Genomic DNA, 14,268 nt, shown 5'->3' with positions numbered 1-14,268 from the left:
GACTTCAACATGCGTTCCATTGATCTGAACAGCGACTTGGGGGAGAGCTTCGGCGCCTGGAGCATGGGCGACGATGCGGCGATCCTCGAAGTGGTCAGCAGCGCCAACGTCGCCTGTGGCTTTCATGCTGGCGACCCGCTGGGCATCCTGCACACGCTGGAGACCGCCGCGGCGCGAGGCGTAGCCATTGGCGCCCACGTGGCCTACCCGGACCTGGTCGGTTTTGGCCGGCGCAACATGGATATCCCTGCCGAGCAACTGCGCGCCGATGTCATCTACCAGATCGGCGCGCTCATGGGCCTGGCGCGCAGCGCCGGCACCCGGGTCAGCTATGTCAAACCGCATGGTGCGCTGTACAACACCATCGCCCATGACCGCACCCAGGCAGACGCGGTGATCCAGGCGGTACTGCGGATCGATCCGCAACTGAAACTGGTGTGCCTGGCCAACTCGCCGCTGCTGGACTGGGCCGGCGAGGCGGGCCTTTCGTGTATTGCCGAGGCTTTCGCCGACCGCGCCTACACCGCCCAGGGCACGCTGGTTTCACGCTCGCGGCCGGGCGCTGTGCTGCACGACCCTGAGCTGATCGCCCAGCGCATGCTGCGCCTGGTGCGTGAAGGCGTGATCGAAGCCGAGGACGGCCAGGTGATCAGCCTGCAAGCCGAGTCGATCTGTGTGCATGGCGACAGCCCCGATGCGGTCAGCATCGCCCGCGACCTGAAAACCCGCCTGCTCGAGGCAGGCGTCACACTCCGCGCATTTTCCTGAGGTTGACCATGACACCATTGCAGCAGGCCCGCCAAGCCGCCGTCGACGCCCGCGCCCGTTATCGCGCAGGGCTGGTAGCACCGAGTGCCGGCCAGGCGCCTGGGTTGACCCAGGCCAACATGATTACCCTGCCCCGCGAATGGGCCTACGACTTTTTATTGTTCGCCCAACGCAACCCGCAGGCGTGTCCCGTCCTAGACGTCACCGAGCCTGGCAGCTACAGCACGTTTCTGGCCGAGGGCGCCGACCTGCGTACCGACCTGCCCGCCTACCGAGTCTGGCGCGACGGCCAGCTGACCGAGGAAGTCAGCGATGTCCGCGAGCACTGGGCGCAACACGACGATCTGGTCAGCTTCCTGATCGGTTGCAGCTTCACCTTCGAGGCCGACCTGATCAACGCCGGCATCGACGTGCGCCACATCAGCCAAGGCTGCAACGTGCCGATGTACCGCACCAACAAGCTGTGCCGCCCGGCCGGGCGCCTGCATGGCGAAATGGTGGTGTCGATGCGCCCGATCGCTGCCGAGCGCGTGGCGGATGCGGCCAGGATCACCGCGCGTTACCCAGGTGTGCATGGCGCACCGGTGCATGTGGGCGAACCGGCTCTGCTCGGCATCGAGGATCTGGGGCGTCCCGACTTTGGCGACGCGGTCACCCTCAAACCCGGCGAGATCCCGGTGTTCTGGGCGTGTGGGGTAACACCGCAGGCGGTGGTGATGGCCTCCAAGGTGCCATTTGCCATCTCCCATGCACCCGGGCACATGTTCATTACCGACATTGCCGACAGCTACTACCACGTATAGGAGTGGAGCATGCGTTTCTATCCGGTCAGCCTGGACGCGCTCCTGGTTGAATTGGCGAACCTGGACGAGACCCTGGTCTTGTTCGACTCGCTCCAGCATGAGCCCATCGTCGGCGTGAGCGAGATCATTCCGGCAGCGCGCACCCTGCTCGTGCACTTTTGCCCCTTGACCCTCCGCCGCGAGGCGCTGGCCGCACGAATTGCTTCGCGCCAGCTGCACGGCCAGGCGCGCGCGGCCGGCAAGCTGGTCGAGATTGCCGTGCACTACAATGGCGAAGACCTCGAAGAGGTGGCGCGGGCGCTGGATATCAGCGTCCAGGAGGTAATACGCCGTCATACCGGCAGCGATTACCACGTCGCCTTCTGCGGCTTCGCCCCAGGCTTTGCCTACCTCAGCGGCGGCGCCGAATTCGTCGTGCCCCGGCGCAGCACCCCTCGCACCCGCATTCCTGCCGGAGCCGTAGCCCTGGCTGGCGGCTTCAGTGGTGTTTATCCGCAAGCCAGCCCCGGTGGCTGGCAGATCATCGGCATCACTGAGCAAAAGATGTGGGATTTGCAGCGCGAGCAGCCGGCTTTGCTCCAGCCGGGCTATCGCGTGCGCTTTCACGATGCAGGCCCCCTGCCAGGGACGCGGGTCTCGGTTGCCCTAGCCAACCCTCAAGCAACAGCGCCCACCGTGGGCCAGGCCCTGGAGATTGTCTCGCCTGGGCTGCAAACGCTGTTGCAAGACCTTGGCCGCCCAGGCCTGGCCGGACAAGGCGTATCGGCCTCGGGGGCGATGGACAGGGGCGCCTTGCGCGCCGCCAACCAGGCCGTGGGCAACGCTGCGGCGAGCGCCTGCCTGGAAATTCTCATGGGCGGCCTGAAGCTCATTTGCCATGGCCAGGCAGTGGTCGCAGTTACCGGCGCCACAGCGGCGCTGCAAGTGCGCACAGCTGACGGCCAACTGCTGCAACCGCAGCTGTACATGCCCTTTGCCTTGCACGATGGCGATCAACTGAGCATCGACGCGCCTACGGCTGGCCTGCGCAATTACCTGGCCATTCGCGGCGGTTTCGATCACCCGCCAGTGCTGGGCAGCCTGTCGACCGACACCCTCGCCCAGGTTGGCCCCGCGCCACTGGCGGCGGGGACTCGCCTAGGCTTCCAGCACCGCAGTGGCGGTGCCGCAGTGTCGCTCAGCGAGCAAGCGGCGTTCGCCATGCCGCGCGCCGATCAGGTAATCACCCTGGATGTGCTGATGGGCCCGCGCAGCGATTGGTTCACGCCCCACGCGCAGACGCTGCTGGCCGAACAGCTGTGGCAGGTCACGCCGCAATCGAACCGGATCGGTATCCGCCTGGCCGGCGCGCAGCCCTTGGCGCGCGCCGTCGATGGCGAGCTGCCCAGCGAAGGCACCTGCGTCGGCGCCATCCAGGTGCCGCCCAGTGGCCAGCCGGTGCTGTTCTTGGCTGACCATCCGTTGACCGGCGGCTACCCGGTAATCGGCGTGGTTGCGCCCTATCACCTGGACCTGGCCGGGCAAATTCCAGTCAACGCACGTATTCGCTTCAACCCGCTGGGCGCATTCGAGCCCGTGTGCCCTGCCCTTTCTGACGAGATCCAACAGCGATGAAAAAGGTTCTGATTGCCAACCGCGGCGAAATCGCCGTCCGTATCGCCCGCGCTTGCCGCGACTATGGGGTGGCATCGGTAGCGGTGTACGCCGATGCCGATATCGATGCGCTGCATGTCCGTCAGGCCGACGAGGCTTATGCGCTGGAGGGCCAACGGCCCGCCGACAGCTACCTGAACATCGACAAGCTGCTGGCGGTGGCGGCACGTGCCGGCGCTGACGCCGTGCACCCTGGTTATGGGTTTCTCTCTGAACGCGCCGACTTCGCCCGTGCGGTGATCGCCGCGGGCCTGACCTGGATCGGCCCAGACCCCAGCACCATCGATGCACTGGGCGACAAGGTGCAGGCTCGGCGCATCGCCCTGAAAGTAGGCGCGCCCCTGGTGGCCGGCACTGAAGACCCGGTCAAGGATGCCAGCGAAGTTGTCGCGTTCGCCCAGCAGCACGGCCTGCCGATTGCCATCAAGGCCGCGTTCGGCGGTGGTGGGCGTGGCCTCAAGGTGGCCTGGAAGCTCGAAGAAGTCAGCGAGCTGTATGAGTCGGCGGTGCGCGAGGCGGTTGCCGCCTTCGGTCGTGGCGAGTGCTTCGTCGAACGCTTCCTCGATCGCCCTCGGCACATCGAGGCGCAGATCATCGCCGATCGCCACGGCCGGGTGGTGGTGGTCGGCACCCGTGACTGCTCGCTACAGCGGCGCAACCAGAAGCTGATCGAAGAAGCACCTGCGCCGTATCTGACCGATGAGCTGCGCCAGCGCATCCATGCCTCAGCACGCGACATCTGCGCCGAGGCCGGTTATGTCGGCGCCGGGACGGTGGAGTTCCTGCTCAGTGACGATGGCACGCTGTCGTTCCTGGAGGTCAACACGCGTTTGCAGGTGGAGCACCCGGTCAGCGAAGAAACCAGTGGTATCGATCTGGTCATCGAGCAGCTGCGCGTTGCCCAAGGGCTGGCGTTGTCGTTCAGCGATACGCCAGTTCCGCGCGGCCACAGCTTTGAGTTTCGCATCAACGCTGAAGATGCCGGCAACGGCTTCTTGCCAACGCCCGGCGCCATCACCCGCTTCCAGCCGCCCACCGGACCTGGCGTGCGTTTGGACAGCGGGGTGGTCGAGGGCTCGCGGGTTTCGCCCAATTTCGACTCAATGATCGCCAAGCTGATCGTGACTGGCGCGACCCGCGAGCAAGCCATCGCCCGTGCCCGGCGCGCCTTGGCCGAATTCCAGGTCGATGGCGTTGCCACTGTGTTGCCGTTCCATCAGGCGGTGATGGCGCATGCCGATTTCACCGCCGCCGATACCTTCGCGGTGCACACCCGTTGGATCGAGACCGACTTCGCCGATCAGATAGCAATCGCCCCGCGCAGTGCCAATGCTGCCGACCCTGGCGTGCTGCGCAGCTTTGTCGAGATTGACGGCAAGCGCCACCAACTGGGCTTGCCAGCGGCGCTTCTGGGCGGTTTGAGCCTGAACTCGGCCGCACAGAGCACTATCGGCCAAGCCCAGGTGGACCCCTTAGACCCACAAGCGATAGTCACCCCGGTCGCGGGCAACCTGCATACTTGGGTCGTTGCCAACGGTGAAGCGGTGCAGGCCGGGCAAGTGGTGGCGGTGATGGAAGCGATGAAAATGGAGACGTCCATCCTCGCACCCTGTGCAGGTCAGTTGCAGATTGGCCAGCAGCCTGGCGCCTACTTTGAAGCCAGGTCGGTGATCGGCCGTATCCAAACGCCAGACTGAGGCCAGGGCTGAATCTGCGTAACGTGCGTGGTAATTGGGTGTTCGCCCGGTTACCGCGCGCATTCAAGTGAATACCATTGCGCGCCTGCCTGACGTTCACCGTTGATCCTCTGGAGGCACCTGCTCTTGCAACGCCTGGCTGAGCAGACGTAACCCATGCTGCAGGTTTTGCTCGTTGGTGCCCTCCCAGACCAACAACAGGCACTGATGAAAGCGCCCCTGCAAACTGAACCGATCACCTGGGACAATCAGCAGGTCACTGCCCGCCACTACCTCGACTGCGCGATTGCTGGCCAACGGCTGGTGCAGGCGTACCCACAGTGCCTGGCCTCCCTGCGGCATACAAAAAACCACCCATTCACCCAAATGCAGCTGGACCTGCTGACAGAGCAACTGCATGCGCGCCTCGCGTTCCCTGCGCAAGGGCGCCAGATGGCAATCCACCTCGCCTTTCACGTACAACTGGGCCAGCGCCTGTTGGCGCAGCGGCGGCAGCAAAAAACCTCGCTGGGCAAACTTTTCAGCGACGCCTGCATGACGACACAAGACAAAGGCATAGGGCGCTTCGGCCCCCACTTCAGCCTCCAACGAACCCAGCACCAGCACGCCTTTAGGCTCTAGCCAGTCGCGCAGACGTCGGTTCGCGGGCGCCGCGAAGCTCAGCTCACTGTCCAGGTCGTTCTCCAGCAACCAGGCCGGATGCTCAGCCAGCAACGCGGCAATCTTGTGTTGTTCAAGCTCGGTCAGCAGCCGCCCGGTCGGCAAGCTCAGGCACGCCGGCATGACCACCAGACGCACCGGTTCACGCGCCAACAGCCGCGCAAAAACATCCAGGTCCAAGCCGCACTCGGCATCCAGCGGAACCTCCAGCACACGCAGGCCGGCCAACTGCAACCCGCGCAGCAGTCGCCAGCAACAGGGCGATGCGACCAGCGCTGTGGCGCCGCGCAGGTGCAAGGCGCAGAGCAGGGTTTGCAGCAGTGCTTGGACGTCGGTTGCCAGGTGCACATCCTCGGCGCTCCAGCATTGACGCGAAGAGCGGGTATAGCGCGCCGCCAGTGCGTTACGCAGTAACGCGCCCCCCACCGCCCGCCGTGGCCCACTCTGGCACGCGCTCTGGCGCGACAAGCGACGCTCCTGCCGGAGCAACGCGCGCTCCAGCGCGGCTGATGAAGACAGCGGCACATGCAATGCCGACAACCGCTGCGAGCGTGGGTTAGCGGCCTGAGCTTCGTCCGTCAAACAAGCACGCACGAAGTAACCCGACTTGGGCACTGAACGCACCCGCCCCTCATGCTCGAGCAGGCTGTAGGCACTTTGCACCGTCGCCAGCGACACGCGCAGACGACGTGCCAGATCGCGTAGCGAGGGCAAACGCCCCTCACCGTTGCGGTCCGCTTCGCCAATCAAGCGCTCCAGGTAGCGATAAACCGTCTGGTAGGCGAACTCGCCGCGGGCCGACCGGCTCATCAGGTCGCGACCTGAGGCACCGCTCTAGCGCTAACGTGCAGACGCAGGGCCAAGTCACGCCGCGCCAGATTGGCCACTACGCGTCTGGCCGGCTGGCCCATGCGCCGGGCATAGATCGCCTTGAGCTGCGCCAAACTCAGACCGCTGACATCCATCAACCACTGCTGCACCGGCTCAGGGCAGGGTTTGCCCTGCAAGGCCCGATGCAGATAGGGCAAGGCGACCCGCATACCGGGATGGCAATACTCAACGAAACCCTCAAGCCCGCGCCCATGATCGGCGAACGGGGCATGAATCAGGCAAATCAACTGCTGCTCGGTCAACCCCGCCAGGTTCAGAAAGCGCGCCTGGGCCGAGTCACACGCCTGCGTGGAATGAGCTCGATCGCGCACCGCCAGCCCCAAGCGCCCTTCTTTGTGCCCCTTGCGCTGCTGACGGCCGCGCAACTGGCGCAAGTGCAGCAACGCGTCAAGATCAAAATAAGCCATCAGGGGTGCCTGGGACCTGGTAGGTTCGAGGTGCACGCCGAGCATCTGCTGCAACTGGCTGTCGTCGAGCCTGTCCTGCAGCAAGTCGTCCACCGCGATCACCCGCAGTGGGCTGTCTGGATTTGCCGCGGCCGCTGGATTCTTGGGAGCATCCAAAGGTGCGTCCGCCAATGCTTGCAGCCAGCCAAGCGCCTCGGCCAGCGTCGCCAAATTCAGGTAGGTACCCTGCAGACCCAACTCGCCCGTCAAACGCAGGCAGCGCCGACTCCACGCCAGATAGAGCAGGCGCTGGCGCTCAGGGATGAGCGTGATCAGGGCGCTCGCACCATGGCTATTGTCCAGTACCAGGCAAAAAGCATTGGCCAGTTGCAGGTGCAGACGGCTACCGAACATGGCTTCAGGCTGGCCCGCGGTCAGGTGGCCAAAAAGCAACAACGCTTGGCGCGATTGCGCCCAAGGCTCGATCGACATCGTTGGCCGCACGCCAAAGGGCACCACCGATTGCCCTTCGATCATCAGCAACTCCACCCGCGCATCATCCTGCATAAACAGTTTGCCGAAGCTGCGCTCATGGTTGACCAGGGTCTTGTGACTGATGGCCGGCAGCGCGGCGACCACCACGCGCAGTCGGAAGGTGGCAGGGGCACGCAAGGCGATGGTCAACTGCGCAGCACGCAAGCAGGCTAGCAAATGTGCGCTTCGTCGGTCTTCCCCATGCACCACTAGCAACTGAAACTGGCCAATGTACTCAACGCCCCCAGCCGCCACCAGCAGTCGCTGGATCAATAACTGCATAGATGCGCGCTGGGCTTGGGACATATGTTTCAACAAGCGCTCCAGCACTTGCTGATAAATGTACTGCATGGCTTGGTCATGAATATCACTCATGGGCACCCCTTCCTCTCGAGGACTTCTGCTCACCACTAAATAGTGCGCAAAATCAAGTTAGCTTCTCGCTTATCGGACGTTTCTTACATCTATTTAGGAACCAGCCAAGTGACAACTTACTGCCGCCAAACCATTGAAAGAAAATCGCACCACCATCGCCCCCGACTGCGCTCTACCCTGCTGCATATCAACGTGCATATTCATTCAGCGCTCCCGGAGCTGACTATCATCGGGCCATTATCAATCCTTGCCCAACGAATAAAAGATACAGATCTCGGTAAAAAAACCATTCAGCAAGGAACCACCCAGGATCTGCCCATAAAATTGACCAAACAAAACAAAAGAACAAATAGAAAAAGTGGACTTGCAACTTACGAAAACATAAACCACCGTCATCTGTTACTTCAAAACCTGTAGGAAACATCCGAAAAAAACATGCATCTGCGGATACTTGATCACTTAGCGTTCGTGTCGGGGTCGGTTAAGCGACCCAGCCGCTGCAGATAGCCATTCGCGCTACAGCCCTTCACGCAACACACCCCCCCCAAGATTGCAATTCACTTCAAGCTCGCCCAAGCTCACCCCCTCTGCCTCAACGGACTCGCCGATGCCCCGACACCGTCACTACCTGATCGCTGTGCTGTTGCTGATTTTGGTATCGGTGGTGATCGGCTATTTGTCGCGCAGCGAAGCGCCCACCGCGCCCGCCCTGCCGCCACATAGCTACGCCAAAGCCCTGCGCATGGCCCATAACGGCCAACCAGGCGCCGCCCGCGTGCTCTATCAGCAATTGCAGCGCAACGACCTGGCGCCGATTCGTCGCGCGGCGTTGTATGCCGAACTGGCCAACTACCCTTCACCTAAAGCGCTGGAGCTGGCCAAGCTTGATCTGCAGCACGACGAACCGTTGGTGCGCCGCGCCGCCATTGCCAGCATTCGCCAGCTATTGCCCGCGACGCAGCGCAGCCTGGTGCTAGGGCCACTGCTTGATGACGATGACCAGAGTGTTCGCTTTGCCGCAGTGGACGCGTTGCTGGGCCTGGATCCCGATGCGATTGGCCTGTACTTCGGTCCACTGCAACAGGCCCTTGACCAATTCCAGCAAGCACTTGAAGCGCAACCGCAAGATCCCGCCGCGCAAATCCACCTGGCACGCCTGTATTTGCACGAACACGACTACCAGCGCGCTAATGCAGCCCTGCAACGCAGCCTGAAAGCGTCACCGGAGAGTCTCGAGGCATTAGCTATCCAAGTTCGTTTGTTGGAGCGCCAGGGTCAGCACGATGCATCTCGGCAGGTGCTGGGCAAGGCCCTGGCCTTGCAGCCAGACTCTGCTTTTTTGCAGCACCAACTAGGCCTCTGGCTGACGCGCCACGATCAGCACGAATACGCGCTATTGGCGTTCTCCCGCGCAGTGGAACTGCAACCTGACGATCCCGACTATCGCTACGCGCTGGCGCTGACTCTGCACCAGTTGGAGCAGGTTGAGGCCGCGCAAAAACAGTTGGAGACGGTATTGAATCGACAGCCGGCCAATCGCAAGGCGCGGGTATTGCTAATCCAATACTGGAAAGAGACCGGGCAGTTGCAAAACGTTCAGGTGCTATTGGCCGAACTTGAGCGGCTAAACCCGGATGATCCAATACTCCAGCAAGGCCTTTAGAGAAATCCTTAAACAGTTTGAACCCCGCTCCCGACGCCATGGTCCAGTGGATATCGGCAGGGTCACTTGCGACCCGCCAACTGTTTAGGGAGAGCAGCCTTGGCCGCTTCGTTGTCGCTGGACGAGCGTGCACTGATCCTGGCTCCAGCACGTCTGGGGGCGAAGACCAGCAGAATGCTTGCGGCCGCAGGAATCGGCTGCCAACGTACAACCGATCTGGCGCGCTTGTGTGGCTGGTTATCCGAGGGCGTTGGCCTGGCGATCGTCGCTGAAGAGAGCCTATCCGACGATCAGAAATCACCGTTGCAGCAATTTATAGATGGCCAACCTGAATGGTCCGACCTGCCCATTGTGTTGCTGGCAGATATCCACTCGCCAACCACCGGCCCACCGCGAGAACGCTTGGGTAACCTGCTGTTGCTGCAGCTTCCTTTCGATGATTGCCAGCTACTGAATCTTAGCCAATCGGCCCTTCGGGCCCGACGCCGTCAGTACCTTGCTCGCGACCAGCTGCTTGAGTTGCAGCAGCAATTGCACGATCAGGCGCAGCAGCGGCAAAAAGAAGTCCAGGCACTGCACCAAACGCGCAAGATGGAAGCCGTAGGTCAATTGGCCGGCGGCGTTGCCCACGACTTCAATAATCTGTTGACCAGCATCGGCGGAAGCTTCGAGTTAATTGACCGGTACCTGCAACAGGGCCGCACCGACAAGCTTGGCGGGGTGTTGCGCATGGGCCAGGAAGCCGTTACGCGTGCCGCCCGCCTGACCCATCGGTTATTGGCGTTTTCCTCCCGGCAATCACTGGACAACCGCAGTGTCGACCTGAGCGCCTTGCTCGAGTCGATGCCATTGACTGACTTGGGCGGCGCAATCCGCGTGCACTTACGCCTGCCGGAGAACCTCTGGCGAGTACAGGCGGATGATCAGCAGCTACGCGAAGCGCTGGACAACCTGCTGACCAACGCCTCGGAGGCGATGCCCAGCGGCGGCGAAATGACCATCGAGGCGAGCAACCTGCGCGTTGACAAGGCACGCTTGGCCCATGAAGGCTTGGCCAGCGGTGATTATCTGCGCATCAGCATCAGCGACAACGGCCAAGGGATGTCGCAAAGCACCCTGGAGCGGGCTTTTGAGCCGTTTTTCAGCACCAAACCGGTTGGCCAGGGCATCGGCATGGGTTTGTCGATGGTCTATGGCTTCAGTAAGCAGTCGCATGGCCATGTAGCGCTGCACAGTGAAATCGGCCGAGGCAGCAGAGTTGACCTCTATCTACCACGCGATCCAGGCAATGTGCAGCCTCAAGCCAAGGCCAATCACCCCCCCGCCCCCACTGCCCAGGCCGATCAGCATGTTCTGATAGTCGAAGACGACGAACATGTGCGCCTGCTGGTGTGCCAGGCACTTGCCGAAGATGGCTTGGATTGTCAGGTAGCGAGCAACGCCAACGAGGCGCTGCGCGTGCTGCACTCCCGTCGCCCCTTGGCCTTGCTGATCAGTGATGTCGGGCTCCCCGGAATGAACGGCAGGCAATTGGCCGAAATTGCCCAGCAGTTGCGCCCGGACCTGCCTGTGCTGTTCATCACCGGTTACGCTGAAACGGCGATGGCCAGGGAAGACTTTCTTGGGCCAGGCATGCAATTGATCTGCAAGCCGTTTGAACTCAACCACCTGCAACAGAGGGTTGCCGGGATGCTGGGCAAACGCTCAAGCGGCGCTAACAACTAATCATGCGTTGGGCCTGCTCTACCAAGCTCTCCAGGGTGAAGGGCTTGAGCATCAGCGCAGTTCCTGGCTGGCTGAGCAATTGCTGTTCTATGGGTTGTTCGGTAAATCCGGTAATGAATAGAATTTTCTGTTCGGGGTTGAGCAGACGCATGGCCTTGGCTACCTGACGTCCACTGAATCCTCCAGGAAGCCCAATGTCGGTGATGACCAAATCAAATGTGCCAGCGAGCCGGTACTGCCCCAAAGCAGAATTGGCATCGGTAGCAACGCTGACATCAAAACCAAAGTCCGCCAATGCCTCTTTCATCAAATTGCGTAGATTGGCCTCATCGTCGATCAACAGCACGCGCTCGCCGCGTCCACGTGCGGTGCTTGCTGGTAACGCTGCAGGGGTCTGTTCTGGTTCCGGCAACGCCTCACCACGCGGAAACATCATTGACACCCGGGTGCCCTTACCCAAGGTCGATTCAACCCAAGCGTGGCCACCAGACTGCCTGACAAAACCGTAGACCATCGGCAACCCAAGCCCCGCCCCTCGACCAGCCGGTTTGGTGGTGAAAAACGGTTCGAACGCACGTGTCACGTCTTCGCTCGACATGCCATGGCCATTGTCCTCGACATGAATGGCCACGTAATCGCCGTTGGGCAAACCGCTATCATTTACCTCCGAGCCCGTCAGACGCTGGTTGACGCTGCGAATCGTCAGCTGGCCGCGGTCCCGGCAGGCATCACGGGAGTTGGCGCACAGGTTGATCAATGCATTTTCCAATTGCGCGGCATCCAGATAGACCGGCCATGACGCCGTATCCAATTGCCACTGCAAACGCATCTCCGGCCCCAGTGCTTGCAACAGGATCGGCTCAGCCGCTTCCAGCAAACGGTTGATATCCAAGTTGCGCGGTGACAGTGGCTGGCTTCTGGAAAATGCCAACAATCGATGAGTGAGGGTCATGGCCCGCTGGACTGAATCACGGGCCAATAGCACATAGTTGTCGATTCGTTCTAATCGCCCTTGCGCCAAGCGCCGTTGCAGCAGCTCGAGGCTGCCGCTGATACCCGACAACAGGTTATTCATCTCATGGGCCATACCACCCGCCAACTGCCCTACAGCTTGCATCCGCTGGCTGTTGCGCAGGAGCATCTCGCTCTGGCGAATGGCGTCTTCGCGCTCTTGGCTGATATCGCGCCCCACCGCCGTCAGCACATTACCCTCAAGCCTGCCGCTCCAGCTGAACCAGCGGTAATGCCCCTCTTTGTGACGTAGCCGGGTTTCGATCTGCTCAACCCCGTTGCCATGCAGAACATCCAGGACTGCACTACGGATTTGCGGTCGATCGGCTGGATGCACCAGTTCAAGGATCGGCATGCCCGCCACTTCATCCTCACTCCAACCCAAGATCTGCAGCCACGCAGGATTGGCCGCCTGCAAGCGCATGTCGCGCTTAAGCATGACCATGGCATCGCGCGAAAGCTGCCAGATGTGGTCTCGGTCAGCCATGTAGCGAGCGATCTGTTTTTCGAAGGTTGTCGCCAATTCTCGCCACAGGCCTATGGTTTCCATGCTCGAGGTGGTATCGATGACCGTGTGCAGAACGCCCGCCACTGCACCCTGGTCATCCCTGATGGGGGTGTAGCTGAAGGCATACCAGGCTTGGCCAATGCTGTTGCCAGGGCCTATCCGAATAGGGGTGTCTTCAACGAAACTGGCCTGCCCTTGCAGCGCCTTGAACACACACGGGCCGATCACTTGCCAGTGTTCGTCGCTCCACAACGAATCGAAAGAACAGCCCAAGGTCTGCAGGTTTGCCGGAAATAGGCCTCGGTACCCCTGGTTATGGATCACCGTGAGCTCCGCACCCCATGCCAGTGCGCTGGGGAACGGCGAATGCTGCATCATGTCAACGGCAATGCGCAGGGCTGGCGGCCATTGGGGTAAAGCCCCCAAGGATGTTGTGCTCCAGTCGAACTGGCTGATCGACTTGTCCATGCTGTCAGCAAGGGGGGCGGCTGGCGTAAGGCTAATTACCTGGAGTCCAGGCTCGGATGACCTACCTTTCGCGACCAATTTGTTCATTCCTTGACGTGGTTGGCTGCCCAGCATCATCTGCCCGGACAAGGCGTACTGCAATATTTGGTTAACCACTGACTCAGCCGAAAAACTCGGCTCATCGCGCATGCCGCAAGGCTAGCACATTGCCATCACTGCGCTGATGGCATCGCGCTCAGTGCCAGCTATGCTGATTAGGCTTTGCCATGCGTTCCCGGAGTCACCGGGCCCTTTCCTGTCGATGGAGCGAGGTCATGAGCAAGAAAATTCTAGTCGTACTGACCAACACCGCCAAATATCCAACCCTTAAACGCGCAACCGGCCTGTGGCTGGGCGAGGCGGTCCACTTTGTCGAGGTGGTCGAAAAAAGTGGCTACGCCGTTGACTATGTCAGCCCCAACGGCGGGTACATTCCCATTGACCCGCACAGCCTGCAGATGGCGCAGGATCTGGATTGGCAGTGGTATGACGACAAGCAGTTCATGAACCGTCTGGGCACTACCCTCAGCCCAGGCCAGGTCAAACCTGATGATTACAGCGCGATTTACTACACCGGTGGCCATGGGGTTATCTGGGATTTCCCGGATAACACGGCGCTGCAAGAGCTGGCGCGGCGCATCTATGAAAAAGGGGGCGTGGTCGCGTCAGTCTGCCATGGGGCGGTAGGCTTGTTGAACATCAAACTTAGCGACAACACGCTGTTGGTCAAAGACCGTGAAGTCACCGGGTTTTCCAATATCGAAGAACAGCTGGTTGAGCTGGATAAGGTCGTGCCCTATCTGACTGAAAACGAACTAGGCGCTCGAGGTGGTAAATACAAAAAACATGAAGATCCGTGGAAGCCGTTCGTTGTGTGCGATGGGCGCTTGATTACCGGCCAAAACCCAGCCTCTAGCGCGTCGGTGGCGGAAAAAGTTGTAGAAACGCTCGGCAAGAAGAGCTGACTCCCACAGCGCGCGACCACATTTACCAGAGTTAAACCGGCTCAAGCCTACAGCTCAGTGAGGATGTCCCCCGTACCCTCCCCAGCATCTGTCCAACCATGGACAGCTCTGACAAGGAGGGT

At 61.3% G+C, this 14,268-nt stretch carries 11 protein-coding genes; 8 read left to right on the top strand and 3 right to left on the bottom strand.

Translation table 11 applies throughout. The features are described 5' to 3' along the window. Positions 1–9: 9 nt before the first annotated feature. The 4 genes from ACI2JX_RS06915 to ACI2JX_RS06900 are packed head-to-tail and all read left to right on the top strand — an operon-like array spanning position 10 to position 4,921. On the top strand, positions 10–768 hold the full coding sequence (locus tag ACI2JX_RS06915; RefSeq protein WP_264234463.1) for a LamB/YcsF family protein: 759 nt from the start codon (positions 10–12) through the stop codon (positions 766–768). Positions 769–776: 8 nt separating this feature from the next. Continuing rightward, positions 777–1,571, top strand: coding sequence for a putative hydro-lyase (locus ACI2JX_RS06910; protein WP_264234462.1), 795 nt, complete (start codon positions 777–779; stop codon positions 1,569–1,571). 9 nt (positions 1,572–1,580) lie between these two features. Further along, positions 1,581–3,185, top strand: a complete 1,605-nt coding sequence (locus ACI2JX_RS06905) for a 5-oxoprolinase/urea amidolyase family protein (RefSeq protein ID WP_404689718.1) — start codon at positions 1,581–1,583, stop codon at positions 3,183–3,185. After that, positions 3,182–4,921, top strand: coding sequence for an acetyl/propionyl/methylcrotonyl-CoA carboxylase subunit alpha (locus ACI2JX_RS06900; protein WP_404689717.1), 1,740 nt, complete (start codon positions 3,182–3,184; stop codon positions 4,919–4,921). Before ACI2JX_RS06905 ends, ACI2JX_RS06900 begins: the two co-directional genes overlap by 4 nt. Positions 4,922–5,017: 96 nt before the next feature. On the opposite strand, the gene ACI2JX_RS06895 is transcribed toward ACI2JX_RS06900, so the two are convergent. Together ACI2JX_RS06895 and ACI2JX_RS06890 are read right to left on the bottom strand one after the other, a co-directional pair. Then, the gene (locus ACI2JX_RS06895; protein ID WP_404689716.1) at positions 5,018–6,391 is read right to left on the bottom strand and encodes a PLP-dependent aminotransferase family protein; all 1,374 of its coding nucleotides are present in this window, start codon (positions 6,389–6,391) and stop codon (positions 5,018–5,020) included. Further along, positions 6,391–7,767: a hypothetical protein gene (locus ACI2JX_RS06890; protein ID WP_404689715.1), complete on the bottom strand. Its 1,377-nt coding sequence runs from the start codon at positions 7,765–7,767 to the stop codon at positions 6,391–6,393. The genes ACI2JX_RS06895 and ACI2JX_RS06890 overlap by 1 nt, the downstream gene beginning before the upstream one ends. A gap of 108 nt (positions 7,768–7,875) precedes the next feature. Between ACI2JX_RS06890 and ACI2JX_RS06885 the strand changes: the two genes are divergently transcribed. From ACI2JX_RS06885 to ACI2JX_RS06875, 3 genes are all read left to right on the top strand, one after another. Continuing rightward, the gene (locus ACI2JX_RS06885) at positions 7,876–8,184 is read left to right on the top strand and encodes a hypothetical protein (RefSeq protein ID WP_404689714.1); all 309 of its coding nucleotides are present in this window, start codon (positions 7,876–7,878) and stop codon (positions 8,182–8,184) included. 190 nt (positions 8,185–8,374) lie between these two features. Further along, positions 8,375–9,430 (top strand): tetratricopeptide repeat protein, encoded by a 1,056-nt coding sequence (locus ACI2JX_RS06880; protein ID WP_264234456.1) that lies wholly within the window; start codon positions 8,375–8,377, stop codon positions 9,428–9,430. A gap of 99 nt (positions 9,431–9,529) precedes the next feature. Then, the gene (locus tag ACI2JX_RS06875) at positions 9,530–11,155 is read left to right on the top strand and encodes an ATP-binding protein (protein ID WP_404689713.1); all 1,626 of its coding nucleotides are present in this window, start codon (positions 9,530–9,532) and stop codon (positions 11,153–11,155) included. On the opposite strand, the gene ACI2JX_RS06870 is transcribed toward ACI2JX_RS06875, so the two are convergent. Further along, positions 11,145–13,259 carry an ATP-binding protein gene (locus ACI2JX_RS06870; protein WP_404689817.1) on the bottom strand — a complete coding sequence of 705 codons (2,115 nt, stop codon included), beginning with the start codon at positions 13,257–13,259 and terminating at the stop codon, positions 11,145–11,147. The genes ACI2JX_RS06875 and ACI2JX_RS06870 overlap by 11 nt on opposite strands. 197 nt (positions 13,260–13,456) lie before the next feature. Here ACI2JX_RS06870 and ACI2JX_RS06865 point away from each other — a divergent pair, with 197 nt between their 5' ends. Continuing rightward, positions 13,457–14,146 (top strand): type 1 glutamine amidotransferase domain-containing protein, encoded by a 690-nt coding sequence (locus tag ACI2JX_RS06865; protein ID WP_264234454.1) that lies wholly within the window; start codon positions 13,457–13,459, stop codon positions 14,144–14,146. The last annotated feature ends 122 nt before the right edge of the window (positions 14,147–14,268 follow it).

Origin of the sequence: Pseudomonas sp. NPDC088890, from assembly GCF_044900155.1 — a bacterium.
Classification (GTDB): Bacteria; Pseudomonadota; Gammaproteobacteria; order Pseudomonadales; family Pseudomonadaceae; genus Aquipseudomonas; species Aquipseudomonas urmiensis.
The sequence above is the reverse complement of the archived record's forward strand: the minus strand, read 5'-3'. Positions and strand labels throughout refer to the sequence as shown.

Excerpts from the sequence above, each read along its gene's own strand:
- ACI2JX_RS06915 (WP_264234463.1), top strand. The coding sequence starts at position 10 with ATGCGTTCCATTGATCTGAACAGCGACTTGGGGGAGAGCTTCGGCGCC.
- ACI2JX_RS06910 (WP_264234462.1), top strand. The coding sequence starts at position 777 with ATGACACCATTGCAGCAGGCCCGCCAAGCCGCCGTCGACGCCCGCGCC.
- ACI2JX_RS06905 (WP_404689718.1), top strand. The coding sequence starts at position 1,581 with ATGCGTTTCTATCCGGTCAGCCTGGACGCGCTCCTGGTTGAATTGGCG.
- ACI2JX_RS06900 (WP_404689717.1), top strand. The coding sequence starts at position 3,182 with ATGAAAAAGGTTCTGATTGCCAACCGCGGCGAAATCGCCGTCCGTATC.
- ACI2JX_RS06895 (WP_404689716.1), bottom strand. The coding sequence starts at position 6,391 with ATGAGCCGGTCGGCCCGCGGCGAGTTCGCCTACCAGACGGTTTATCGC.
- ACI2JX_RS06890 (WP_404689715.1), bottom strand. The coding sequence starts at position 7,767 with ATGAGTGATATTCATGACCAAGCCATGCAGTACATTTATCAGCAAGTG.
- ACI2JX_RS06880 (WP_264234456.1), top strand. The coding sequence starts at position 8,375 with ATGCCCCGACACCGTCACTACCTGATCGCTGTGCTGTTGCTGATTTTG.
- ACI2JX_RS06870 (WP_404689817.1), bottom strand. The coding sequence starts at position 13,259 with ATGATGCTGGGCAGCCAACCACGTCAAGGAATGAACAAATTGGTCGCG.
- ACI2JX_RS06865 (WP_264234454.1), top strand. The coding sequence starts at position 13,457 with ATGAGCAAGAAAATTCTAGTCGTACTGACCAACACCGCCAAATATCCA.